Below are 25,977 nucleotides of genomic sequence, written 5' to 3'. Positions count from 1 at the left end.
ATCTAAAAAAATGATGGTATAGATTCTGAAACAACATTTCGACTGCGCTTAGTGTGACAGTTCAGAAAGACAAGACTCTTGTTAATAGCTATTAGAACGCTAAAAGAGGTGATTTGTTACAGTTTTGATGTAAAAAGAAAAACCTTTCAGGTTTTTCTACATTGACCACAGCTTTAGCCAAGGTTGTAGAACCTGATAGGTTTTTGATAACCAAATAACCAGTAAAATTGTTTATTCTTTTAATTCAATCACTATAGGCGGAAGTTTTGAGCCATTTCCGTCTGTGATATCAAATAGTGAAATATCGTCGCCTGTTCTCGTAGTTTCAAGATTTTTTAAGGAGGTTTTAGTAATTGTATTACCTTCAATAATCTCTGTTCTTACACCAGTAATCTTAAACCTAAAACTTATAATCTTTCCTTTGGACAATGTAATCTTTAACTTTTTTACTTCCTCTTTTGTTAATGAAATCAATGGATTTTCTAGTACCTTATTGTTAATGTAAATCTTTGGGAGTTCCTTTGTTTGTATTGTGTTTTTCGATGTTAAATTAATTTTTCCGGTACTTTTTCCTTTATCATTAATATATTCAACAGATGCTGTGCCAACACTTATTTTCCATGGACTACTTGAGTTGTTAATGCTATCGATTTTTTTATCTATATCTACTGGTGAATCAAAAACCTCCTGTTGTTTAGCTTTAGCTTCATTAAGGGTTAAACCATCATAAAACCCATTTAATTTTTTGGTGTCATTTATTTTGGCTTTGTTCTCATTGTAAGACATACAACTTGACCATATATTAACTTTTTGCAATCTTTTTTGTAGTGTTTTCGCATAGTCTCTACTTGTATTTTTTTCTACAATAAATGATGCCATTACATAATCGCGATGGTCTATGCTATTTAAATGTATATTGATTTTTTTTACTTGACTTTCAAGCTCTTCATTATCTATTGATTGTCCATTTAGCACTAGGGAATTATCTGCTTTTACAATAATTTTTACTGGGTTAATTATTGATGAATGTGAAATTATACCAACATTTGGCCCACCTTTCTCTTTTTTACCGTATCCAGGATGAGGCTTTATCGGAGGTGGTGCATCAGGAAACTGCTGTGCATTTTCACGTTGAGTATCCGTCATTCTATCATAAATAGCCTTATGGTAATTCAGTTCTTTTAGTTTTATAATGGCATACTCATTATTTTTATTGGCTTTTGCTGCTTTATTTTTATCATTAATGTCTTTTGCCCAAGTATTGTATGCTTCAACCTCTTCTTTTGAAGCTGTTTTTTTAGGTTCTTTTTCAGCATAAGGATCATAGAATTTATAAACTCTTATATTGTCAATACCATTAAAAAGCAGTTGGTCAGTTATTTTTTTAAGCAGACGCTCGTGCTGTTTTAATTTACTAAACAGCTCAACTGTAATGAGTTTTTTTATTTCTTTTGGGCTTAAATCTCTTTTAATCTTTTTAACGCTTACTTCAAAATCATTATAGGAAGTTATTTGGTTGTTTATTTTTAGAATACCAGCTTCATCAATGTCAATTTTTAAATGTTGTGATGTAGCTATGTTACTAGTTTTTATGTAAGTTAATCCACGTGAATCTTTGAGTGTTTTATTGTCTATTTTAAAACTAAGCGGCTGGTTTTTGTAAGTAAACCACCATCCCGTATCGTTTGTTTTAGGGTGATATCTCACATGCGTGTTGTCCGCTTCTTTTACATCGCATAGCAAGCCGCCATTTTGTAAATGGAATTGTAAAGTGATGTTCTTTTCTTTATTATACCATATTCCCAGTAACTTATCTGAATTTTCGTTAATGTACGTTACATTTAATTTTTCTGCCTTTTCTAACTCTTCTGCGATCGCTTGATTAAGTTTTGTGTTTTCTTTCTGCACATATTCTCTTTCAGCAAAGCTGTAAAATAGTATAGCACATACAGGTAGTAGCAATAGGCTACTAAACCAAATTCTGGTTTTTGAGGTTTGTGTTTTCATAACTGTAAATCGTTTTTTAATTGATGAATAATTGATGGCACTCGATAATTGATACTCTTGAGTGTTTGATGAAAATTGTAATAATATCTGTTGATAGGTTATAGTGTCCGAACAGTTATTTAAAACTGCTTCGTCGGCTAAAAATTCGTGATTTAATTTTACATGATGCTTTAGGATATAAACCAAAGGATGAAACCAAAATAGGATTTGTAAAAGTTCTAAAATGATAATGTCTAAACTGTGCAGTTGTTTTGCATGGGTTTCCTCGTGGAGTAAGACTTCCCTTGGGATATCCTTATTTTCAAATTTCTGTTTGTTCAAAAAAATGTATCTGAAGAATGAATGTGGAATGCGATAGTCCTTGAGCAATACATAAATGAAAGAGCGATTATACATCCTTTCACTATGAGATATTTTTCGATATAAGTTGATGAGATTAAAAACAAAACGAATACTAAACAGTAGGACACCTATACCATAAATAGACCACAAAACAGTTTCTAAGCTTACAGACGTGTTTTTATCTTTTGGCGTTTCTATGTAGGGTGTATCGATAGGAGCATAATCAGACGTAATTTCAAAATCTTGTATTACAGGTTCTATATAATGTGTTATTGTGAGTACTGGAATAATGAGTGCAATTGCAAAAGCTCCTAATAGATACAAACGTTTAAATCTGTGCATGTTTTGACGCTCTAAAAGCAATACATAAACCAACAAAAAAATAAGTAAACAAGCCGAAAATTTTAATAGATACGTTTCCATAATCACTTATTTTTTAGTTCTTTGTCTATGATGGATTTTAATTCCTCTAGTTCTTCTTTTGTTAAATCTGTTTTACGTGTAAAGAACGAAGCAAACTGAGACGCACTATCGTTAAAAAATGTTTTAATTAATCCATTAACGTGTTTAGAAAAGTAGTCTTCTTTCTTTACCAAGGGGAAATATTCGCGCAACTTACCATACGTTTTATAATCTACGAAGCCTTTACCGATCATACGTTTAAGTAAGGTGGCTACAGTAGTGGTTGCAGGCTTTGGTTCTGGGTAACTATCAAGCAAATCCTTCATAAAGGCTTTTTCAAGCTTCCAGAGGTATTGCATTAATTGTTCTTCGGTTTTAGAAAGTTCCATACTTTACATATTTAGAATTAACTCTACAAATGTAGAGTAATAATTTTAATTCTACAAGTGTAGAGTATAAAAATTAGTATCATCTAAACCGTTGTCATTCTGAATTTATTTCAGAATCTCAATTACTAAGTTTGTAAATTGTATTAGACTATAGCCTCCTAAGGCTTTAGGAAATATTGACAACAACTCTATGTCTTCAATTCCGTAAAATATTTATAGAAATAAGGAATGGTTTCTATACCTTTCAAATAATTCCAAATCCCAAAATGCTCATTTGGTGAGTGAATAGCATCGCTATCTAAACCAAAGCCCATTAAAATGGTTTTACTTTTTAGTTCCTTTTCAAAAAGTGATACTATAGGAATGCTGCCACCACTGCGCTGCGGAATTGGCGTTTTGCCAAAGGTTTGTTTATAAGCTTTTGAAGCCGCTTTATATCCAATACTATCAATTGGTGTTACATAGCCTTGACCACCATGGTGTGGTGTTACTTTTACCTTCACTCCTGCTGGAGCTATACTTTCAAAATGTGATTTAAATAATTCGGTGATCTCTTCCCAATCTTGGTTGGGCACTAATCGCATAGAAATTTTGGCATAGGCTTTACTGGCAATCACAGTTTTTGCACCTTCACCAGTATAGCCTCCCCAAATACCATTGACATCTAAGGTTGGCCGAATAGAATTACGCTCATTAGTAGTATAGCCTTCTTCACCATAAACGGCATCAATATCCAAAGCTTTTTTATAGGCTTCTAATGAGAAAGGTGCTTTGGCCATTTCGGCACGTTCTGCATCAGACAAATTTTCAACCTTATCATAAAAACCTGGTATGGTAATATGTTTATTTTCATCATGAAGCGATGCAATCATTTTAGTTAATACATTTATTGGATTGGCAACGGCTCCACCATATAAACCAGAGTGTAAATCTCTATTTGGCCCTGTGACTTCGACTTCAACATAACTAAGACCTCTAAGCCCTGTTGTGATTGATGGTACATCTTTGGCAATCATTCCGGTATCAGAAATGAGGATGACATCATTCTCTAGTTTTTCTCTATTATTAGCGACAAAAACGCCCAAATTTTTACTACCTACCTCTTCTTCACCTTCAATCATAAATTTAACGTTGCAGGGTAATTCGTTGTTCTTGGTCATGTACTCTAAAGCTTTTACGTGCATGTACATTTGGCCCTTATCGTCACAAGCTCCTCTGGCAAATATGGCACCATCAGGGTGCTTCTCTGTCGCCTGAACTACGGGCTCAAAAGGTGGTGAGTTCCATAAATCTAAAGGGTCTGGTGGTTGTACGTCGTAGTGGCCGTAAACTAAAACAGTAGGTAAGTTTTTATCTATTATTTTTTCTGAATAAACAATGGGATAACCATCAGTCTCACAAACTTCTACATAATCGCAGCCGGCAGTCTCTAAACTTGTTTTTATAGCATCAGCCGTTTTTAATACGTCAGCTTTATAGGCAGAATCTGCACTAATGGATGGAATCTTTAAAAGTGCAATAAGCTCATCTATAAAGCGTTGCTTGTGTTGTTGGATATATATATTTATATTTTGCATAATAAGTTCTGATTTCTAACAAAAGTAAGAAAAAGTAAGCCTAATAATTCTTTGATTAATTGCTGTTTGAAATTATAAAGTATTGTTTATATTTGCAAACCTTTTGCAGGCGTGGTGGAATTGGTAGACACGCTAGACTTAGGATCTAGTGCCGCGAGGTGTGCGAGTTCGAGTCTCGCCGCCTGTACAATTCGAGAGCTTCAGTTTAATACTGAAGCTTTTTTTGTTCATTTTAGTTTTTGTTTTTCATCTCAGATTGACGCATTGACATTTTATCTATCTTATTAAATAGGGTCAAAATTGATACTACCTCAAAACTTTCAAATTTAATAGTGCCATCTACACCTATCAAAACAACCTTAAAATTAAAAGCGTCGTTATTATAGTTTTTGTATAAATGCTCTGATGTTTTCCATTCATATTTTTTAGTTTTAATTCTATACATTTTAGGTAAAACTTCATAAACAATTAGCTTTCTGTCTCTAAAGCCTTTGGTAGTATTACTAAAAATCTGAGATTGCTTTTTAAAGTTGGTAGACTCAGACGTCTTAGAAAAAATCAATACCACCCTATGTTTCCATTGGTGCTGTTTTAAGTTTTGAGCCGTAAGACAGCTATAGGAATTTAAAAGCATTACAATTATAAGATACTTTAGGATTGTTTTCATAGTTAAAATTAATTAAAATAAAGGATGAATGCAGTGTCTTTAAAATTCTATGATATGTTTTGAAGAATTAATAAATCCTATTAGCTTAGCAGTACTAAATACAATCTGTATTTTAGATTTCAATAACCCAGATTTTACATGAAAACAAAAGGATTTATATTCGATTTAGATGGTGTTATCGTAGACACAGCTAAGTACCACTTTTTGGCGTGGAAAAAACTAGCAAATCAATTAGGTATAGATTTTACCGAGCACGAAAATGAACAACTTAAAGGTGTAAGTAGGGTGAGATCCTTAGAAAAGATATTGTCTTGGGGAAATAAAACCATTTCCCAAACTCAGTTTTCTGAGCTAATGGAAGCTAAAAATAACGACTATTTACAGTATATTTCTGCAATGGATACGCAAGAAATATTACCAGATGTACCAAGGGTGCTTAACACATTAAAGGGTTTAGAGCAATCCATTGCTTTAGGTTCGGCTAGTAAAAATGCACGTGCAATTTTAGAGCGTGTTAATTTAAAACATCACTTTAATGCCATAGTTGATGGTAATGATGTGAGTAAAGCCAAACCAGATCCAGAAGTTTTTATAATTGCTGCAAAGCTCTTAAATGTTAATCCAGAAGATTGTGTTGTTTTTGAGGATTCAGTTGCAGGAGTAAAGGCGGCTAATGCTGCAAATATGGTTTCGATTGGTATAGGAAATTCTGCTATTTTAGGACATGCCAAGCATGTATTTAACGACTTTACAGAAATCTCCAATGCATTTATTGATTCACTAATATCAAAATAAAATAGTGTATAAAAATTACACAATAAACGATACTAATTAAATGAATTTAGATTACATCATACCCAATGAGTGGTCAATTATAGAAAAAGGCTTTAATACAGATACAATTAAAGCATCAGAAAGTTTATTCAGCATAGGCAATGGCGCCATGGGACAACGTGCTAATTTTGAAGAAAAATTTTCAGGGCCTACATTTCAAGGCAGTTACATCGCAGGTGTATATTACCCAGATAAAACTAGAGTTGGTTGGTGGAAAAACGGGTACCCAGAATATTTTGCTAAAGTACTTAACGCACCCAATTGGATTGGTATTAATGTGCACATTGATGATGTAGAATTAGATTTAAATACCTGCAAGAACGTTGAAAATTTTAGAAGAGAACTCAATATGAAAGAAGGTTGGCTCTCTCGAAGTTTTAAAGCTACACTACAAAATGATATTGAAATTGAAGTCAATACCAAACGCTTTTTAAGCCTAGATTTAGATGAAATGGGTGCTATTGAGTACTCTGTAACACTTTTAAATAAAGATGCTAAAGTAGTATATCAGCCATATATAGATGGTGCCATAACCAACGAAGATTCTAATTGGGACGATAAATTTTGGGATCTTCTAAACGTATCTCATGAAAATGAGCGTGCCTATATAATGGCAAAAACTATGAAAACCGATTTCTATACCTGCACGTATATGGAATCGAAAATTTTTATAAACGGTAAGGCATGCTCTGTAAAACCTTTAGAAAACGCCTCATCCACACACGTTGCACTTATTTATTCCTTAGACGTTAAATGTGGTGAGACGCTAACCATTCAAAAATTTGGTGGTTATACCGTGGATAGAAATCATGATAAAGATGAATTAATTACTGCAGCAAATACTGTTTTAGATAAAGCAATTAGTGCAGGGTTTTTAACCCTTTTAAAAGCCCAAAAAGCAGCCTGGGCTAAAATTTGGGATATGGCAGATATCACTATTCATGGAGATGTAAAAGCTCAGCAAGGTATCCGATTTAATATTTTTCACCTAAATCAAACCTACTTGGGTAAAGATCCGCAATTAAACATAGGGCCAAAAGGCTTTACTGGTGAAAAATATGGAGGTAGCACCTATTGGGATACAGAAGCCTATTGCATACCATTCTACATGGCAACCAAGGACCAAAGTGTGGCACGTAATCTATTGACGTACAGATATAAACACTTAGGTAAGGCTATAGAAAATGCAGAAAAACTTGGTTTTAAAAACGGAGCTGCATTATACCCAATGGTAACCATGAATGGAGAAGAATGCCATAACGAATGGGAAATTACCTTTGAAGAAATCCACAGAAACGGAGCTATTGCTTTTGCAATATTCAACTATTACCGTTTTACAGGAGATTTTAGTTACATACCAGAAATGGGCTTAGAAGTGTTAATTGGTATCGCAAGATTTTGGCATCAAAGAGCTACATTTTCAACCGATAAAGATAAATATGTAATATTAGGTGTCACAGGACCTAACGAATACGAAAATAATATAAATAACAACTGGTACACTAATTACATCGCCAAATGGTGCATTGATTATACATTAGAGATTTTAAATAAAGTTAAGGAAGGCTATAAAGAAGATTACAAGCGAGTTATTGGTAAAACAAACCTTTCTGATAATGAATTGGTACAGTGGTCTAAGGTAGCAGATAGCATGTATTTTCCATTTTCAGAAAAGCACAATGTTTACTTACAGCAAGATGGCTTTTTAGATAAGGAGTTAATAACCGTTGCGGATTTAGATAAGTCACAACGACCAATTAATCAAAAATGGTCATGGGATCGGATTCTTCGCTCACCCTATATAAAACAAGCAGACACGCTTCAAGGCTTTTACTTTTTTGAAGACCATTTTAGTACAGAAGAACTAGAACGACATTTTGATTTTTATGAGCCCTTCACCGTTCACGAAAGTTCATTGTCGCCATGCGTACATAGCATACAGGCGGCAAAACTAAATAGAATGGATCAGGCTTATAAATTTTATTTAAGAACCTCTCGGTTAGATTTAGATGATTACAACCACGAGGTGCACGAAGGTTTGCATATTACCTCTATGGCTGGGACATGGATGAGTATTGTAGAAGGCTTTGGTGGTATGCGTGTACTAAACGATAAACTTACCTTTGAGCCTAGAATACCAAATGAGTGGGAAGGGTATTCTTTTAAGGTAAATTTTAGACATCAAATATTGAGCGTTGAGGTTTCTAAGACTACAATTAATTTTAAAATAAGCGGTACTCAGGATTTAGAAATAGTAGTAAATTCCGAATCAGTTTTAGTGTCTCCAGATAAAGACGCAGCAGTAAAAATGAAATAAGATACTATTTCTAAACTAACAAGTTCAAAGTATTTGGCCATAGCTTGGGCGAAAGATGAAATAAATCTCTAGTCTTTATATAAACAACGTAGTAATGAAATCTGCTAAAATAATTTACATAGCAATTGTTTTAATAACGTTTAGTGCGTGTAAAAAACATATAAAAACATTGCCTAAAGCACAAGTAATTAAATTAAAAATGAAGAAAAAAGAAGTGGTTTATCAGGTATTTACAAGATTATTTGGCAACACAAATACTAACAATAAACCTTGGGGAACGCTTAAAGAAAATGGTGTAGGAAAATTTAATGACTTTACAGATAAAGCACTTTCAGAAATTAAAGACTTAGGTGTAACACATATTTGGTATACAGGTGTACCGCATCATAATGTAATCACAGATTATTCTCAATATGGAATAAGTAATGACGATCCAGATATTGTAAAGGGTAGAGCAGGTTCTCCGTATGCGGTAAAAGACTATTACAATGTAAATCCGGATTTAGCAGAAAGCGTAGAAAACAGATTACAAGAGTTTGAAGCTTTAATTACGCGAACACACAAAGCAGGGTTAAAATTAATTATCGATATTGTTCCAAATCATGTGGCACGTAATTACCAAAGTTTAACCAATCCAGTTGGAATTACGGATTTTGGAGCTGATGATGACACTTCACTTCAATACCATGTTAACAATAACTTTTATTACAATCCAGGAGAAGCATTCAAATTACCAAATTGGGAAAACGGTTACCAACCACTTGGAGGTAAAAGCCACCCAATGGCTGATGGATTATTTGAAGAAAACCCAGCAAAATGGACCGGTAATGGATCTAGAGCCTCACAACCCAATATGAATGATTGGTACGAAACCGTAAAAGTAAATTACGGCGTCGATCCCGATGGAAAAAAGGATTTTGATGAATTACCAGAAGGATACGATAACGAAGATTACAAAAAACATTATAAATTTTGGCAAGATAAAACCGTGCCAAGCTCTTGGGTAAAATTTAAGGATATTGCTCTGTATTGGACCGATAAAGGTGTGGACGGATTTAGATTTGATATGGCAGAAATGGTGCCTGTTGAGTTTTGGAGTTATATGAATTCGCATATAAAAACCAAAAATCCAGATGCCTTCTTGTTAGCAGAAGTCTATCAACCACACTTGTACCGTGATTATATTAAGAAAGGTAAAATGGATTATCTTTATGATAAAGTTCAGCTATACGATACACTTAAGCACGTTATGCAAGGCTATGGGAGCACCAATGCTATTCCACCCATTTTAGATGAGTTAAGTGATATAGAGCATCACATGCTACATTTTTTAGAAAACCATGATGAGCAACGCATTGCGAGTCCAGATTTTGCAGGCAGTGCAGATAAAGGAAAGCCGGCTATGGTGGTCTCAGCAACATCTACTACCGCACCAACTATGATCTATTTTGGACAAGAGTTTGGTGAAGCTGCCCAAGAAGATTTAGGTTTTGGAGACCCAACCAGAACTTCGATTTTCGATTATGGTTCCGTACCAAGTGTAGTGCGTTGGGTAAATGATAAAAAGTTTGATGGTGGGCAATTAACCAAAGACGAAAAAAACCTAAGAGATTTCTACAAACGGTTACTCAATTTTACAATAGCTAGTGAAGCCCTAATGGGTAATTATCAAGATATTCACCACTATAATCAGCAGCATACCGAATGGTACAATGATAAGGTCCTGTCTTTTGTGCGTTGGAGTGCTAATGAACAACTTATTATCATTTCAAATTTTAATGCAGAAAACACGTATGGTTTTGATTTACAGTTGCCAGAAGATCTAACACTAAAACTAAAACTTAAAGAAGGTGTTTATATGGTTGAAGACCAGCTATATAACACGTATCAATCAAAATTAAAAATTGAAAACGGAAAAGGAACCGTTAGGATAGATATTAAACCCTTGGAATCCTTTATATTGAAAATAAATTAACATGAAAAAAGTAATAATAATAATATTAACACTATTAGTTTTAGCCTTGAGTTGCAAAGAAAATACTACCAATAAAGATAATTTAGAAGTGAGGGTTGAAAAGCAACATTTTGATTGGGCTGGTGCTAACTTATACTTTTTGTTGACAGATCGTTTTAATAATGGAGATACCTCTAACGATGTTAACTTCGATAGGACAAGAGAAACAGCTAAACTCCGTGGCTTTAAAGGAGGTGATATAAAAGGGATAACCCAAAAAATAAAAGAAGGTTATTTTACAGAACTTGGCATTAATGCCATTTGGATGACTCCCATTGTAGAACAAATTCATGGTGGTACAGATGAAGGTACTGGTGTAACTTATGGGTTTCATGGGTATTGGACTAAGGACTGGACAAAAATTGACCCTAATTTTGGTACCAAAGCCGATTTACATGAGTTGGTAAAAGAAGCTCATGCTAGAGGGATTCGTATTGTATTAGATGCAGTCATTAACCACACAGGTCCCGTCACTGAAAAAGATCCTGTTTGGCCAGATAGTTGGGTAAGAACCAATGACAAATGTACCTTTGATAGTTACGAAAACACAGTAACCTGCACACTTGTAGAAAATCTACCAGATATTAGAACAGAGTCTAATGAAGATGTAGATCTTCCGCCACAACTGTTGCAAAAATGGAAAGATGAAGGACACTACGAGCAGGAAGTAAAGGAGTTAAATACTTTTTTTAAAAGAACAGGCCATCCAAGAGCACCACGTTTTTATATTATGAAATGGCTAACCGATTACATCACAGAATTTGGAATTGATGGTTACCGAGTAGATACAGTTAAGCATACCGAAGAATACGTGTGGCAAGAATTTAAGGTAGAATGCGATTACGCTTTTAACCAATACAAAACAAATAACCCAGAGAAGGTTTTGGATGATAACGCGTTTTACTTAGTCGGTGAAATTTATAATTACAACATCAGTAGTGGTCAGTATTATGATTTTGGAGACAAAAAAGTCAATTATTTTGATCCGCCAAGCTTTCATAGTTTAATCAATTTTGAGTTTAAGTGGAATTCAAAAGAGTTAAGCTACGAAGAACAATTCAAAAAATATTCAGACACTTTACATGGAGTTCTTAAAGGATTTGGAACGCTTAATTATCTGAGCTCTCACGACGATGGCAGCCCATTTGATGCGGTAAGAAAAAAGCCTTATGAGACAGCAAATAGACTCTTACTATCACCAGGAACGTCTCAAATATATTATGGAGACGAATCATCTAGATCTTTAATAGTGCCAGGCACAGAAGGAGATGCAACACTGAGATCTACTATGAATTGGGATTCCATAGCAAAACGCAAAAGGACTAAAGCCGTTTTAAAGCATTGGCAAAAACTAGGACAGTTTAGAGCTCATCATCCGTCAGTAGGTGCAGGTACTCATCATATCATAAGTGAAACACCTTATGCGTTTTACAGAAATTATACAAAAGGAGATGTTAAGGATTTTGTAGTTGTCGGACTAGATTTACCGAAAGGAAAAAAGGTGTTGGACGTATCTAAAGTTTTTGAAAACGGTGATAAGATTCGTGATACCTATTCGGGTAAATTTTCTAAAGTAAGCAGCGGTAATGTTACCATCGATTCGGAATACAGTATCCTACTTTTAGAAAAAGTAAAACCGAACTAAGGGTTTTTAACGTATATATCCCATAAACACAAAGTAAGGTTGCGTAAAAGCAGCCGACTATATTTAATTATACGTAACTTTGCATTAAATAGAACGGTAAGCATTGGATATTAATGATAACATAGAGTCACCTCTTATTATTAAAGTAAGCTTTAATAAACTGCTCAATCATTACGAAGCGTTGATTAAGGCAGATAATGATTTTATTGCTGCTAATGCTAGGCGAGTCCTTAAAATAGCAGAAGAAAATCCTATTTTACGTAAGGGTTTTAGCGACCTTTCTGTTTTTAATGACTACGAAAAAGAGATTGAAGGTATACTACAAGATACATTTAGTCCTATACTCACTAAAAATGAAATTAAAACAGCGTCTGTACCTTTTCAAGATATTATATTTAACACCTCTGCACGTTTTAAATCTATAATTGAAACAGCAGGTAAGGATTTTGAGCTTCAGATCAAAAATATGCCAACAGATCAGCGGTATATTATTGCCTGTACTATTATTCTAAACTTTTGTTACGGTTATAATATTAATTTTAAAAGACCTTTTCTTTATGAAATTCCAGATGCCAATGGCATAATGCGCTATTATAAAATATTATATAATGCAGATTTTACTGAAATAATACCAAAAGAAAATGCCCCTAAAATTACTGAGGAAGATTATAGTCAACTTATAGATAATTTTGAAAACTTAGACCTCTGGAAAGAAAAGTTTCCACCAAATAGTTATGAGTTTAAAGGCTTTGTAATCTCAAATATTTTTGACGTTACGGACGATCAGTCTATTTCAAATATTAAATCTTCATTAATTGGCGAGGATAAACGAAATAATAAAAGCTTTATGACAGGGTTTTATGATATATTTCGTTCCTTATTTGGACTTAAAAACCTAGAAATAGGCTTTTCTATATATAACGAAGAAGAAAGTAGGTTTGAATGTGTTTATGGTGTTGGTATGAATAGTTTTTTACTAAACGATTTAGAAAGTAAACCATGCTCAGACGCCCTTTGCGATTGGTCCTATAACCGGTTAATTAATGAAAAATCTTACTTTTCTATTTCTGATGTAGACCGACTGTATAAATTAGCTAAAGGAAAAGCACCACATATAAATGTTTTACATGAGCAAGGTTTTAAAAGTGCCATTTTTGCACCAATAGCTAACGACGAGGGTTTAATGGGTGTTATTGAAATTGTCTCTAGAGAAGCTAAAGTGCTCAATAGCGTCAATGCTAATAAGCTAATAGATGTAATGCCTTTTATTGTATCTGCGGTAGAGCGCTCAAAAAAGGAAGAAGAAAATTTAATAGAAGCTATTATCCAAAAAGAGTGTACATCTATTCACTCTAGTGTGCATTGGAAGTTTGAACAAGAGGCTAGGCATTACATTAAAACCCAATACAAAACTGATGAGTCTACTACCTTTAGAAAAATTACTTTTAATGAGGTGTATCCATTATTTGGTCAAATAGATGTTAAAGGCTCGTCAAACGCCCGAAATGAAGCTACGCAAAAAGATTTGGCGTTGCAATTAACTTTGGCAGAAAAAATAATAGATAAAAGTTTAGAAGAACGGAATTTGCCAATCTATGAGCAGATTAAATTTCAGATTAAAAAATTCAATACAGGGCTTAATGAAAATTTCAAAGTAGATAGTGAGCATGCCATTACCCTTTTTTTAAAAGACGAGGTAAAATCAGTACTACACTTAATTGCTCAAACTCAAAAATCTTTAATAGACGATATTGAAGATTATTTTAATAAAATCGACGACGATTTAGATGTAATCTATTATTACAGAAAACATTACGATGATACTATAAGACTTATTAATAAAAATATGTCTTTGCTATTAGATCAAAAACAGCAAGAGGCGCAGAAAATGTACCCACATTTCTTTGAGCGATTTAAGACAGATGGTGTTGAGCATAATATGTACATTGGAGAATCTATAACTAAGAAAAATAGTTTTAATATTATTTACCTATACAATCTTAGATTATGGCAGTTACAAGTGATGTGCCAAATGGAAAATCATTACTACCATAATCAACATAAGTATCCTCTTGCGTTGGATGTAGCGTCTATGGTTTTGGTATTTAACCAACCGCTATCAATACGCTTTAGAATGGACGAAAAAAGATTTGATGTAGATGGTACTTACAATGCACGTTATGAGGTTGTAAAAAAGCGTGTAGATAAAGCCTATATTAAAGGCACGGAAGAACGTATTACCGCAAAAGGAAAACTTACCATTGTTTATTCGCAAAAAGAAGACGAAGAAGAGTATATAAGATATATTAGTTTCTTACAATCTAAACAAATGCTAAATGATGATTTAGAAATTCTAGAATTAGAAGATTTACAAGGTGTTACAGGGCTAAAAGCACTACGTACCAGTATACTTTATCATAGTGAAAACAATACGAAAGATTATTACACCTATAACGATTTAATGGAAACGATTAAGTCTTAGAATTACACATAAATTTTAAGCGTACTATCTATAATCATTGAAGAAGAAGAACTGTTATCTGGTAAAACATCTTCTATATCCACACCACCAGGAATATTTTTTACAGCAATAGCAAAAGAAATTAGAGATACTATAATGCCAAACATAAAAACGGTATACGTTATGCGTAATAATCTATATTTTCGTTCCAATACCTTACCTAAGAAATAAAGATCTTTTGTGAGCGCCTTATATATGTAATCTTTGTCCTGTACCATTTCTTTTATAGCCCATTCAAAATCTTCGAGTTTCATTTTATGGAAGTTTCCAAAGAAACTTAAGTTTACCTTTTGATTTTTTACATCCTCTTTAGTAAACTCACCACTAGTAACATTAGGTCTTGTCGCTATTATTGAAAGGATCATAGACACCACGCAAAAAAACAAGAAAATTACAGTAGGCCAAGTTAAATATGGATTGGTGTCTAACTTAGATACAAGATTAGCTAAGACAACAGAAATTATAATAGCATTAACGGATAATAAAATATTAGCTTTAGTATCTGCGATATCACTTAATTTAATATGGTTTCTTAAGGCTACTCTATAAAATGTCTGTACACCTCGTTCTGGGCTTATATTTTTGTATTCAGCTTTATACTTGGCCTTAAGCTTTTCTACATTGAGTTTCTTTTTTCGTTTTTTCTTTTTGCCCATTAAATTGGCAAGATTTTTTTCTTTTCTGGGTTGCCAAGTTTTTAATGCATATTCAGTGTAATAACTATGTTTTTCCGTTAAGACTTTAATGTTTTCTGTACGCCATTCCTCAGGTGAGTAATTCTTAATACCTTGTAGTTCTAACTCTTTTCTTAAAAATTCACTAGCCTCACTAAAATATTTTTTACCAAAATGAGAAGCATCAGCATCGCGTATTATTTTTTCGAGTTCATTATTGGGTGAAGCATCAAATTTAGTAGCCATAATACAGGCAGAGACGCTTTCAATCGTTGCTTTGTCAACATTATGTTCTTTTAAAAAGGCTGTTGCAATTTTTACACTCTCGGCTTCGTGTTTGTCCGTACCTTTAATATAGCCAACATCATGAAAAAGTGCAGCTAACTCTAATATGGTAGTCTCTTCATTATTAAGCTCAGAATTTTCAATAATTTCTCGAGTACTTCTTAAAACACGTTGCGTATGGGTATAGTTATGATAAATAAAGGTGGTTGCTAACTTGTCTTTTAATAGTTTGAACACATAGTCTTGAGCGTCTTCAATAATAGACTTTGTCATAAATTCTTTAGTTTTAGAATTAGGTCTAAATTACGAAAAAATACAAGACTTAATTGTTTTAAGCACATCTGAGTGCAAACGAAATCGTATTTTTATAAAAATTTGCTTTTTTAATTCTATCTTTAGTTTAGTCGATTTAACGAGGACTAAATTTCAACTTTAAAAACTAAAATCACCTTTAGCATATTTAATGAATTTAAATCTATCTAATACTTTTGATAACGCGTTACCGTCAGATCCCAATACCGAAAATTATAGACGAAAGGTTTTTAAAGCTACACATTCTTATGTAACACCTAAGGTTCCATCCGACCCAAAATTAATCCATGCTTCAACAGAAATGATTAAAGCGATTGGATTAGATACTAAGGCTATAAAAACGCAAGACTTTATAGATATTTTTTCGGGCTCAAAAATTCAACCAAACACAAAGCCTTACGCAATGGCTTATGCTGGCCACCAGTTTGGTAATTGGGCTGGGCAACTTGGAGATGGTAGAGCAATTAATCTTTTTGAAGTTGCGCACCAAGGAAAGCGTTGGGCACTGCAATTAAAAGGAGCAGGTGAAACCCCTTACTCTAGGCAAGGCGATGGTTTTGCTGTATTAAGATCTTCAATAAGAGAGTATTTATGCAGTGAGGCTATGTTTCATTTGGGTGTACCAACCACCAGAGCATTAAGTTTAATATTATCTGGTGATGAGGTTTTGCGAGATATGTTGTATAACGGAAATGCTGAATATGAAAAAGGCGCCATCGTTTGTAGGGTAGCACCATCGTTTATTCGTTTTGGTAATTTTGATTTATTTGCAGCACGTAACGATCTCAAAAATTTAAAAAGACTAACAGATTATACCATTAAATACTTTTATCCGCATTTAGGTAACCCCTCACAAGCTACCTATATCCAATTTTTTAATGACGTTGCAGCAAGAACTTTAGAGATGATTATACATTGGCAACGTGTAGGTTTTGTGCATGGTGTAATGAATACGGATAACATGTCTATACTTGGATTAACTATAGATTATGGCCCTTATGGTTGGTTAGAGAGATTTGATTTTGGATGGACTCCAAATACAACCGACAAACAAAACAAGCGCTACCGTTATGGTAACCAACCTAACATAGGGCTTTGGAATCTCTTACAACTGGCCAATGCTTTGTACCCATTAGTGGAAGATGCTGAACCGTTTGAAGCGGCTTTAAACACCTATAAAGAAGACTTTGACGTTAAATCTTTAAATATGATGCGTTCTAAGTTAGGTTTACACGTTCAAAATAAAAATGATTATGAGTTAATAAACCAGCTCGAAAATTGTTTAACTTTACATGAGGTAGATATGACGATCTTCTTTAGGCTGCTGTCTCATTACAAACAAGATAATCCACAATTAGGACTAGAAATTGTTAAAGATGCATTTTACAAATTCGAAACTATCAAAGACCATATTTTAAAACAGTGGACAGTTTGGTTTAATTTTTACGACAAAAGATTACAGGTAGAACATTTAACCGACCAAGAACGCCAAGACCAAATGAATATGGTTAACCCTAAATATGTACTTAGAAACTATATGGCACAGTTGGCTATAGATGACGCTAATAAAGGAAGTTATAAATTAATCGATGAGCTGTTTCAATTACTTAAAAGGCCTTATAATGAGCAACCAAAACATAGTAAATGGTTTGCAAAACGCCCAGAATGGGCTAGGCATAAAGTAGGCTGTTCTATGTTGTCGTGCAGTTCTTAATTTAAAACTAAAAAAATGAATTTTTCAAATCTAAACGTACTTTACATTAATTGTACACTTAAAAAATCACCAGAAAAAAGTCATACAGCGACTTTAATGGAAGTATCGCAAAATATTCTTAAAAAAGAAAACGTCTCTTTTAAAACGATTAGACTTATAGATAAGGCTGTGGCTGTAGGAGTTTATCCAGATATGACAGAACATGGCTGGGAAAAGGATGATTGGCCAGACATTTATGAAGATATAATGGCAGCCGATGTTTTAATCATTGGCACACCTATTTGGCTTGGTGAAAAGTCGTCCGAAGCTCAAAAATTAATCGAACGTTTGTACGCTATGAGTGGCAAAACAAACGACAAAGGCCAATACATTTACTATGGTAAAGTAGGTGGTTGTATGATTACAGGAAACGAAGATGGAGTAAAACATTGTGCTATGGGAATTTTATATGCCATACAACATGTAGGGTTTTCAATCCCACCACAAGCAGATTGCGGATGGATTGGTGAGGTTGGGCCAGGACCAAGCTATGGTGATACAGAATGGAAAGATAAAAAGATAGCGCCAGCAGTAGGATTCGACTCTGAATTTACCAACAGAAATACCACCTTTATGACCTACAATCTGTTGCATTTGGCAAAATTACTCAAGGACAACAAAGGTTACAGCAATTACGGAAATTCTAGAGAAGATTGGGATGATGGGACAAAATGGTCTTTTGAAAATCCAGAATACAGATAATACTAACGCATCTTAAAATTTAAAATTATGAAAGCAATATGGAATAATGAAATAGTGGCAGAGAGCAATGATACTGTAGTTATAGAAGGAAATCATTATTTCCCTCACGACAGTATTAAAAAAGATTATTTTAATACAAGCGATACCAAAACCGTCTGTCCTTGGAAAGGAACAGCATCCTATTACACCATTGTTGTAGATGGCAAAGAGAACAAAGATGCTGCATGGTACTATCCAGAAGTTTCAGAACTTGCAAAAGGAATTAAAAATCGTGTAGCCTTCTGGAAAGGCGTAACGATAGAAGCCTAAGCGTTCATGTAGATATTATATTTATGAAAAGCACAAAATTAAAAATACAAAACAGAAAAGGGATAACGCTACATGCACATTTAGAGTTGCCAGCAAATCAAAAACCAAATTACTACGCTGTCTTTGCCCATTGTTTTACATGCAGTAGTAGCTTAAGTGCCGTGCGTAATGTAAGTAGAGCGTTAACCAATGATGGCTTCGCTGTGGTTAGATTCGATTTTACAGGTTTAGGACGTAGTGAGGGAGAATTTGCGGATAGTTATTTTTCTGCAAACGTAGATGATTTATTAGATGTACAAGCCTACATGGCAGAACATTACGAGGCACCACGTCTTTTGGTTGGTCATTCTTTAGGTGGAGCTGCGGTATTGGTTGCGGCTTCAAAAATAGAGACCATTAAAGCCGTTGCAACCATTGGTGCACCAGCAACGGTTAGCCATGTAAAACACTTATTTTCCCATCATATAGATAAAATAAGAGCAGGTGAAACTACTGAGGTAAATATTGGTGGGCGACCATTTAATATAAATCCAGAGTTTGTAGCTGATTTTGATAAAACAGATCTACCAACCATAGTTAAAGGCTTAAGAAAGCCATTACTCATTATGCATGCACCATTCGATACTATTGTAGGTATAGAAAATGCAGAGCAGTTATATAAAAATTCTCATCATCCAAAAAGCTTTGTCACCTTAGATGATGCAGATCATTTATTAAGTTTAGAAAAAGATAGCCAATATGTTGGGGAGGTTATTGGAACGTGGGCGAGACGTTATTTTCCGAAGGAAGAAAATGAAATGCTTAGTACAGAAGGTGAGCAATTGGTTGGTCATTTAAATATTATTGAAGATAATTTTACAACTACAATACAAACGAAGCATCATGCTTTTATTGCAGATGAACCTCTTAGTATTGGAGGTAGTAATTTTGGACCCTCACCTTACGAATATCTCAACGCTGCATTGGCGGCTTGTACGGTAATGACACTAAAAATGTATGCAGAACGTAAGCAATGGGATTTGCAAGAGGTATTTGTTTACATATCATACGCTAAAAAGCACAGCGACGATTTACAGATTGAAGTTAAAAAGCCAACATATCTAGATTATATTTATAAAAAACTAAAATTTATTGGCAATTTAGATGCAAAGCAAAAAGAACGTTTAAAGGAAATTGCCTCTCGCTGTCCCGTTCACAGAACTATAGCTAGTGAGGTCATTTTTGAAACAGAACTAATAGACCACCAATAATAGTGCAAACAATAGCCAATCATACTATAACAAAAGAACGTTTTTTAACCGTTAGAAAACGTACCGAAACGATATGTAAATCCTTAAAGCCAGAGGATACATCTATACAACCTGTGGCATTTGTATCGCCACCAAAGTGGCATTTAGCACACACTACTTGGTTTTTTGAGCAGTTTATTTTAAGCGAATATAAACCAGATTATAAGGTATTTAATCAGGACTTTGCCTTTTACTTTAATAGTTATTACAACAGTGTTGGAGAAAGAGTTATGAGAGCCAATAGAGGTTTAATGACAAGGCCTACGTATAATGCAGTTTTAGAGTATAGAGCGTATGTAAATATGCACATGGCTGAGTTTTTAGAACAAGAACCAACAAAAACTATACATCAAACTATAGAAATAGGTTTACAACACGAGCAGCAACACCAAGAACTTTTGGTGTACGATATTAAGTATATTTTTGGGCACCAGCCCTCGTTTCCAACGTTACAAACAGATGTAGTTTTAAAACAAGAAAAAGCCAGTCAAGACTTTATACAAATCCCAGAAGGTGTTTATAAAATCGGCCACGCAGAGGATACGTTTTGTTTTGATAATGAACTAGGTCTACATAAGGTGTATTTACATAACTATGACATTTCAAACCGATTAGTTACCAATAAAGAATATGCTGAATTTATAGAGGCTGGTGGTTACTCAGATTTTAATTTATGGCATGCAGATGGTTGGGATTTTATAAATTCAAATAAACTAAAAGCACCTCTATATTGGCATAAGTTTAAAGGTGAATGGAAGCAGTACACTTTACAGGGTTTTAGAGCTATCAATGAGGAAGAGCCAGTTAACCATATTACGTTTTATGAAGCCTATGCGTTTGCACAATGGAAAGGCATGCGTCTACCAACTGAGTTTGAGTGGGAAGTGGCCTCAAAGCATTTTAACTTTGGCCAACTCTGGGAGTGGACACACAGTGCTTATTTGCCCTACCCTAATTATATAAAAGTAGCCGGAGCACTTGGCGAGTATAACGGTAAATTTATGGTAAATACAATGGTAATGCGTGGTAGTTCTGTGGCAACACCCAAAAACCACAGCAGATCCACTTACAGAAACTTTTTTCACCCTGAAATGCGTTGGCAATTCTCAGGAATTCGTTTGGCAAAATAAGACTTATATGATGAACAATTTTGCAAAAGACGTACTCAAAGGCTTAACTTCTGACAAAAAATACCTGTCTTCAAAATATTTTTATGATGATAATGGCAGTCGTATTTTTCAAGAAATTATGAAGATGCCAGAGTATTATCTCACAGATGCCGAGTTTGAAATTCTCTCCCTGCAATCCAAACAAATTTTTGAAAGCTTAAAGTTTACGACACCCTTTAATATTATAGAATTGGGTGCCGGAGATGGTTTTAAAACATTTAAATTACTGCAATATTTAGTAACTAATAACATTGAATTTAACTACATACCCATTGATATTTCAGAGGAAGCGATAACAATTTTGGAACAAAGACTTAAAGAAAAACTTCCAAGTATTAAAATAGAACCCAAAGTTGGCGATTACTTTGAGATTTTAAAAGAAAATAAGGAGAGTAATGTTCCAAGTCTTTTATTGTTTTTAGGAGGAAATATTGGTAACTATACAAAAGAAAAAGCACAAGAGTTGTTGAGTTTATTTAATACCAGCATGAAAAGTGGCGATAAGCTTTTAATAGGATTTGATATTAAAAAGAACCCTATAACTATCCACAACGCTTACTATGATAAACATGGGATTACCAAGCGTTTTAACCTCAATTTGTTATTAAGAATTAATAGAGAGCTGGGTGCTGATTTTAAAATTGATGATTACGATTTTTACTGCCATTACGATCCTATTTCTGGTGATGTAAAGAGCTATATCGTTAGCCTTAGAAAGCAAAGTGTACATATTAAAGCTATTAATAAACTAATCGAATTCGATTATAATGAATTAATTTGGACGGAGCTTTCTAAAAAATATAGTCTAGATGAAATTAGTAACTTAGCGGTAGGCACATCATTTAAACTCGTCTCAAATTTTCTCGATTGTAAACACCTCTTTACAGATAGCTTATGGAAGAAGTGATATTGTTACTACTTATTTTTATAGAGTCAATAATTTATAACAAAGTATACGTGCTTTGTAATTAGCTATAATGTATTATGAAAAAATTAATTTTAGTATTCCTGTCATTCGCAATAGTATCTGCTTGTGCAACTTACGAGCCTCAATATAGAAATGAAGAGACTGCACAAATGCAAAGTCCAAATCAATCTATAGAACAACGATTTTATCTCATTGGTGATGCCGGGACATCACCATTAAACGGAATGTCCAATGCTTTAATAGCTTTTAAAAATCATATAAAAGATAAAATTACTACAGACGATTATGCTATTTTTTTAGGAGATAACATTTATCCGTCTGGTCTGCCAAAGAAGGAAGCTAAAGGTAGAGAAATGGCAGAGAATGCACTAAACGCACAACTAAAATCAGTAGCAAATTTTACTGGTAAAACCATATTTATACCTGGTAATCACGATTGGTATTCTAATGGCTTAAAAGGTTTAAAGCGCCAAGAAAAATATATTGAAGCTGCACTTGGAAAAAATACTTTTTTGCCAGAAAATGGCTGCCCAATAGAAGATATAGATATCGGTGATAACGTAAAGCTAATTATTTTAGACACGCAATGGTATCTCGAAAATTGGAATAAACACCCAACCGTTAATGACGATTGTGAGATAAAAACAAGAGAACGTTTCTTTGAAGAGTTAGAGGGCCAAATAAAAAAAGCTCAAAATAAAACCACGGTTATTGCTATGCACCATCCTATGTACACCAATGGTATCCATGGCGGTTACTATTCTTTAGATAAGCATTTATATCCTACACAAAGTAAAATACCACTACCAGGATTGGCATCGCTTTTGGCACAAATAAGAACCCAAGGTGGCGTATCCATTCAAGACCGTTATAACGAACGTTATAACGAATTAATGAGACGTATAGAAACCCTCACTATTGATGCCGATAATGTTGTTTTTACATCTGGCCACGAGCATGGTATGCAGTACGTAGAAAATGAGAGAATAAAGCAAATTGTATCAGGTTCTGGTGCTAAAAGATCGGCAGCAGCATTAGGGAATAATGGGCTGTTCAGTTATGGAGGACAAGGTTTTGCGGAGTTATTAATTTATAAAGATGGTAGTTCTTGGGTAAACATTTTTACTGCTGAAAACGGAACACCTAAAAAACGATTCACTAAAAAAATATTCGAGCCAAGAAGCACATACGATGTGTCACACTTACCAGATTTATTTCCACAGGAGGTTGAGGTTTCAATCTATTCTAAGGAAGAGACAGATAGAACAGGATTTTTTGAATCCATTTGGGGAGACCACTACAGAGATGTCTATAGTACTAAAATTAAGGCAAAGGTAGCAACTTTAGATACCTTATACGGAGGTTTAGAAATCGTTCGTAAGGGAGGTGGACACCAGACAAGATCTATGCGATTAAGAACAAAAGATGGTAAGGAGTTAAATATGCGAGCCCTTAAAAAGAGCGCCACGCAATACCTGCAAACTGTACTTTTTAAAGACACTTATATTCAAGAAGAATTTGAACGTACCAAAGTAGAAGGTCTCATATTGGATTTTTACACTGCAGCGCATCCCTACGCCTTTGAGGTAGTGCCAGATTTGTCTGATGCTGCGGAGATTTATCATACCAATCCAAAGCTCTATTATATCCCTAAACATAAGTATTTAGGGAATTATAACGAGGACTATGGTGACGAATTGTATATGATAGAAGAGCGGCCAGAAGAAAATTACAGTGACGAACGCAATTTTGGTTATGCAGATGATATTGAGAGTACACACGATATTATTAAAAAAGTACGAGAAGATGAAAAATATAAAATTGATGAAAATGCCTTTGTAAGAGCACGTTTGTTCGATATGCTCATTGGCGATTGGGACCGGCACCAAGACCAATGGCGCTGGGCCCAGTTTAACCAAGATAATGGTGATAACTATTACCGACCGATTCCTAGAGACAGAGACCAAGTGTTTTCAAATTTCGATGGAGCCTTGTTAGATGTAATGCGTATTATTTCTGGAGCCACAAAACAGCTTCAGGTTTATGATGAAAAATTAGAGGATATCGAATGGATGAATAGTGCTGGCGTAAAATTGGACCGCGCATTAATTCAACAAGCCAATAGAGAAACTTGGCTGAAACATGCCAAATTTTTACAAGAAAATATAACAGATGAGGTTATAGACAACGCCTTTTTAAAAGTGCCAAAAGAGGTACAAGATGCAACTCTAAAGGAGATTAAAACAAAGTTGAAAGGAAGGCGTGCTAATCTTCAAGATATTGCCAATCGGTATTTTGAGTACCTTAATGAATTAGTTATACTAAAGGGCACTGATAAAGATGATTACATCGAAGTTATAAGACAAGGAAACAAGGAGACTAGAGTTGTTATTTCCAGAATTAAGGATGGTGAAAAAGCCGATGTCTTAGTAGATAGAGTATTTCACAGGGATATAACCAAAGAAATTTGGATTTATGGATTAGACGATAAAGATATTTTTGAAGTTACCGGAAAGGGTGACAACCTCATATTTACAAGATTAATAGGTGGACAGGAGCATGATACTTATATTTTAAAATCCGGAAGACGCATAAAGGTTTATGACCACGAGAGTAAACCAAATACAATCGAAGAAAAAAATGGAGGGTTTACAAGATTTACAGATGTGTATAAACTTAATCTTTACGATTTTAAAAAGAATATAGTAAAGAATAGTTTAATTACTCCGGCTATAGGTTTTAATCCAGACGATGGTATATCTCTAGGCTTATCTTATGTAAAAACAAAAAACGGTTTTCAACGTAATCCTTTTTCTAATCAACACCGTGTAAAAGGTGCTTACTTTTTTGCAACCCAAGGATTTGCTTTAAATTATGATGCAGAATTTGCTAATATTATGAACGACTGGAATCTGCACGTTGGAGGACAATTAACTTCTGCTAATTTTACCAATAATTTCTTTGGATTCGGAAACGAAACTAAGAATTTTGATGATGATTTAGACTTTGATTATAATCGTGTTAAGACCAGTATTTATATGGTAAAAGCTGGTTTACTGAAGAAAGGAAATTTTGGAAGTGATTACGGGTTTAGAGCAATTTTTGAAGGTATTGAACTTGATGCAACAGACGATAGATTTATTACAAATATAATTCCAGAATCTAACGAGGCGTTTTATGAAAGACGTTATTTTGGTGGGTTAGAGGCAGAGTTTAAATATGCAAGTTTTGACAATAAGATCAACCCAACACGTGGCATGACTTTTAAAATTATTGCAGGTGGAAAATCAGAATTAGAAACAACCGAAAACACATATGGTTATATAGATGCTGATCTCGGTTTTTATAATGCGTTGTCGCACAATAGAAAATTAGTTTTAAAAACAGATCTAAGAACTCAATTTAGAATTGGTGATGATTTCTTGTTCTATCAGGCTGCGAATATTGGTGGTCGTAACGGTTTAAGAGGTTACAGAACAGAGCGCTTTACAGGCGATAGATCCTTAGTGGGTAGTGCAGATTTAAGATACAGTTTTAATTCATTTAAGACTAATGTTTTACCAATTCAGATAGGAGTATTTACAGGTTTTGATGTTGGTAGAGTATGGTTGTCTAACGAAGATTCTGATAAGTGGCATAACGATTATGGTGTTGGGTTTTGGGTTACAGCTGCAGAATCACTTTCGGGAACTTTCAATTTTTTTAATAGCCCAGAAGGATTACGTGTTTCGTTTGGGTTTGGGTTAAATTTTTAAACTAAAGGTTTATTTCAATTTTATATAATTAAAGGGCTCTAATATTACTATTAAAGCCCCTTACTTTGATAGATTCATTTCAATAA

17 protein-coding genes and 1 tRNA gene are annotated in these 25,977 nt (G+C 34.1%); 13 read left to right on the top strand and 5 right to left on the bottom strand.

What is annotated here, in order from left to right:
- Positions 1-231 precede the first annotated feature (231 nt).
- The 3 genes from Q0800_RS05185 to Q0800_RS05175 form a co-directional block, all read right to left on the bottom strand.
- On the bottom strand, positions 232-2,772 hold the full coding sequence (locus Q0800_RS05185; RefSeq protein WP_299128142.1) for a M56 family metallopeptidase: 2,541 nt from the start codon (positions 2,770-2,772) through the stop codon (positions 232-234).
- Between the two features lie 2 nt (positions 2,773-2,774).
- Complete coding sequence (locus tag Q0800_RS05180) at positions 2,775-3,140, bottom strand: BlaI/MecI/CopY family transcriptional regulator (protein ID WP_299128140.1); 366 nt, start codon at positions 3,138-3,140, stop codon at positions 2,775-2,777.
- A 188-nt stretch (positions 3,141-3,328) separates the two neighbouring features.
- A complete protein-coding gene (locus Q0800_RS05175; RefSeq protein WP_299128139.1) occupies positions 3,329-4,717 on the bottom strand; it encodes a dipeptidase in 1,389 nt (462 codons plus the stop codon).
- 105 nt (positions 4,718-4,822) lie between these two features.
- Here Q0800_RS05175 and Q0800_RS05170 point away from each other — a divergent pair.
- Positions 4,823-4,904, top strand: a tRNA-Leu gene (locus Q0800_RS05170).
- Positions 4,905-4,949: 45 nt separating this feature from the next.
- On the opposite strand, the gene Q0800_RS05165 is transcribed toward Q0800_RS05170, so the two are convergent.
- Positions 4,950-5,384: a DUF4174 domain-containing protein gene (locus Q0800_RS05165; RefSeq protein WP_299128137.1), complete on the bottom strand. Its 435-nt coding sequence runs from the start codon at positions 5,382-5,384 to the stop codon at positions 4,950-4,952.
- A gap of 138 nt (positions 5,385-5,522) precedes the next feature.
- On the opposite strand from Q0800_RS05165, the gene pgmB reads away from it, so the two are divergent.
- The 5 genes from pgmB (at position 5,523) to Q0800_RS05140 (ending at position 14,676) form a co-directional block, all read left to right on the top strand.
- Positions 5,523-6,179 carry a beta-phosphoglucomutase gene (gene pgmB, locus Q0800_RS05160; RefSeq protein ID WP_299128135.1) on the top strand — a complete coding sequence of 219 codons (657 nt, stop codon included), beginning with the start codon at positions 5,523-5,525 and terminating at the stop codon, positions 6,177-6,179.
- 40 nt (positions 6,180-6,219) lie between these two features.
- The gene (locus Q0800_RS05155; RefSeq protein ID WP_299128134.1) at positions 6,220-8,535 is read left to right on the top strand and encodes a glycoside hydrolase family 65 protein; all 2,316 of its coding nucleotides are present in this window, start codon (positions 6,220-6,222) and stop codon (positions 8,533-8,535) included.
- A gap of 94 nt (positions 8,536-8,629) precedes the next feature.
- On the top strand, positions 8,630-10,510 hold the full coding sequence (locus Q0800_RS05150; RefSeq protein WP_299128133.1) for an alpha-amylase family glycosyl hydrolase: 1,881 nt from the start codon (positions 8,630-8,632) through the stop codon (positions 10,508-10,510).
- Position 10,511: 1 nt separating this feature from the next.
- Positions 10,512-12,194, top strand: a complete 1,683-nt coding sequence (locus Q0800_RS05145; RefSeq protein ID WP_299128132.1) for an alpha-amylase family glycosyl hydrolase — start codon at positions 10,512-10,514, stop codon at positions 12,192-12,194.
- A gap of 103 nt (positions 12,195-12,297) precedes the next feature.
- Positions 12,298-14,676: a GAF domain-containing protein gene (locus Q0800_RS05140; protein WP_299128131.1), complete on the top strand. Its 2,379-nt coding sequence runs from the start codon at positions 12,298-12,300 to the stop codon at positions 14,674-14,676.
- A gap of 2 nt (positions 14,677-14,678) precedes the next feature.
- Here Q0800_RS05140 and Q0800_RS05135 read toward each other — a convergent pair whose 3' ends face one another.
- On the bottom strand, positions 14,679-15,947 hold the full coding sequence (locus tag Q0800_RS05135; protein ID WP_299128130.1) for a Pycsar system effector family protein: 1,269 nt from the start codon (positions 15,945-15,947) through the stop codon (positions 14,679-14,681).
- Positions 15,948-16,137: 190 nt separating this feature from the next.
- Between Q0800_RS05135 and Q0800_RS05130 the strand changes: the two genes are divergently transcribed.
- From Q0800_RS05130 to Q0800_RS05100, 7 genes are all read left to right on the top strand, one after another.
- Positions 16,138-17,700: a protein adenylyltransferase SelO gene (locus Q0800_RS05130; RefSeq protein ID WP_299128129.1), complete on the top strand. Its 1,563-nt coding sequence runs from the start codon at positions 16,138-16,140 to the stop codon at positions 17,698-17,700.
- A gap of 15 nt (positions 17,701-17,715) precedes the next feature.
- Positions 17,716-18,441 (top strand): NAD(P)H-dependent oxidoreductase, encoded by a 726-nt coding sequence (locus Q0800_RS05125; RefSeq protein WP_299128128.1) that lies wholly within the window; start codon positions 17,716-17,718, stop codon positions 18,439-18,441.
- A gap of 27 nt (positions 18,442-18,468) precedes the next feature.
- Positions 18,469-18,750: a DUF427 domain-containing protein gene (locus Q0800_RS05120; protein WP_299128127.1), complete on the top strand. Its 282-nt coding sequence runs from the start codon at positions 18,469-18,471 to the stop codon at positions 18,748-18,750.
- A 23-nt stretch (positions 18,751-18,773) separates the two neighbouring features.
- Positions 18,774-20,000, top strand: a complete 1,227-nt coding sequence (locus Q0800_RS05115) for a bifunctional alpha/beta hydrolase/OsmC family protein (RefSeq protein WP_299128126.1) — start codon at positions 18,774-18,776, stop codon at positions 19,998-20,000.
- 2 nt (positions 20,001-20,002) lie between these two features.
- Complete coding sequence (gene egtB, locus Q0800_RS05110; RefSeq protein ID WP_366518833.1) at positions 20,003-21,169, top strand: ergothioneine biosynthesis protein EgtB; 1,167 nt, start codon at positions 20,003-20,005, stop codon at positions 21,167-21,169.
- 7 nt (positions 21,170-21,176) lie between these two features.
- Positions 21,177-22,115 (top strand): L-histidine N(alpha)-methyltransferase, encoded by a 939-nt coding sequence (locus tag Q0800_RS05105; RefSeq protein ID WP_299128125.1) that lies wholly within the window; start codon positions 21,177-21,179, stop codon positions 22,113-22,115.
- Between the two features lie 77 nt (positions 22,116-22,192).
- Entirely contained in the window at positions 22,193-25,891 is a 3,699-nt protein-coding gene (locus tag Q0800_RS05100; protein WP_299128124.1) for a metallophosphoesterase, read from the top strand.
- The last annotated feature ends 86 nt before the right edge of the window (positions 25,892-25,977 follow it).

It is taken from the genome of uncultured Winogradskyella sp., from assembly GCF_937958655.1.
Taxonomy (GTDB): domain Bacteria; phylum Bacteroidota; class Bacteroidia; order Flavobacteriales; family Flavobacteriaceae; genus Winogradskyella.
The sequence above is the reverse complement of the archived record's forward strand: the minus strand, read 5'-3'. Positions and strand labels throughout refer to the sequence as shown.

What these genes read in the sequence shown, in the direction of transcription:
- Q0800_RS05145 (WP_299128132.1), top strand. Translation starts at nt 10,512, where the DNA reads ATGAAAAAAGTAATAATAATAATATTAACACTATTAGTTTTAGCCTTG.
- Q0800_RS05185 (WP_299128142.1), bottom strand. Translation starts at nt 2,772, where the DNA reads ATGGAAACGTATCTATTAAAATTTTCGGCTTGTTTACTTATTTTTTTG.
- Q0800_RS05135 (WP_299128130.1), bottom strand. Translation starts at nt 15,947, where the DNA reads ATGACAAAGTCTATTATTGAAGACGCTCAAGACTATGTGTTCAAACTA.
- Q0800_RS05120 (WP_299128127.1), top strand. Translation starts at nt 18,469, where the DNA reads ATGAAAGCAATATGGAATAATGAAATAGTGGCAGAGAGCAATGATACT.
- Q0800_RS05150 (WP_299128133.1), top strand. Translation starts at nt 8,630, where the DNA reads ATGAAATCTGCTAAAATAATTTACATAGCAATTGTTTTAATAACGTTT.
- Q0800_RS05130 (WP_299128129.1), top strand. Translation starts at nt 16,138, where the DNA reads ATGAATTTAAATCTATCTAATACTTTTGATAACGCGTTACCGTCAGAT.
- pgmB (WP_299128135.1), top strand. Translation starts at nt 5,523, where the DNA reads ATGAAAACAAAAGGATTTATATTCGATTTAGATGGTGTTATCGTAGAC.
- Q0800_RS05180 (WP_299128140.1), bottom strand. Translation starts at nt 3,140, where the DNA reads ATGGAACTTTCTAAAACCGAAGAACAATTAATGCAATACCTCTGGAAG.
- Q0800_RS05165 (WP_299128137.1), bottom strand. Translation starts at nt 5,384, where the DNA reads ATGAAAACAATCCTAAAGTATCTTATAATTGTAATGCTTTTAAATTCC.
- Q0800_RS05155 (WP_299128134.1), top strand. Translation starts at nt 6,220, where the DNA reads ATGAATTTAGATTACATCATACCCAATGAGTGGTCAATTATAGAAAAA.
- Q0800_RS05100 (WP_299128124.1), top strand. Translation starts at nt 22,193, where the DNA reads ATGAAAAAATTAATTTTAGTATTCCTGTCATTCGCAATAGTATCTGCT.
- Q0800_RS05115 (WP_299128126.1), top strand. Translation starts at nt 18,774, where the DNA reads ATGAAAAGCACAAAATTAAAAATACAAAACAGAAAAGGGATAACGCTA.
- Q0800_RS05105 (WP_299128125.1), top strand. Translation starts at nt 21,177, where the DNA reads ATGATGAACAATTTTGCAAAAGACGTACTCAAAGGCTTAACTTCTGAC.
- Q0800_RS05175 (WP_299128139.1), bottom strand. Translation starts at nt 4,717, where the DNA reads ATGCAAAATATAAATATATATATCCAACAACACAAGCAACGCTTTATA.
- Q0800_RS05125 (WP_299128128.1), top strand. Translation starts at nt 17,716, where the DNA reads ATGAATTTTTCAAATCTAAACGTACTTTACATTAATTGTACACTTAAA.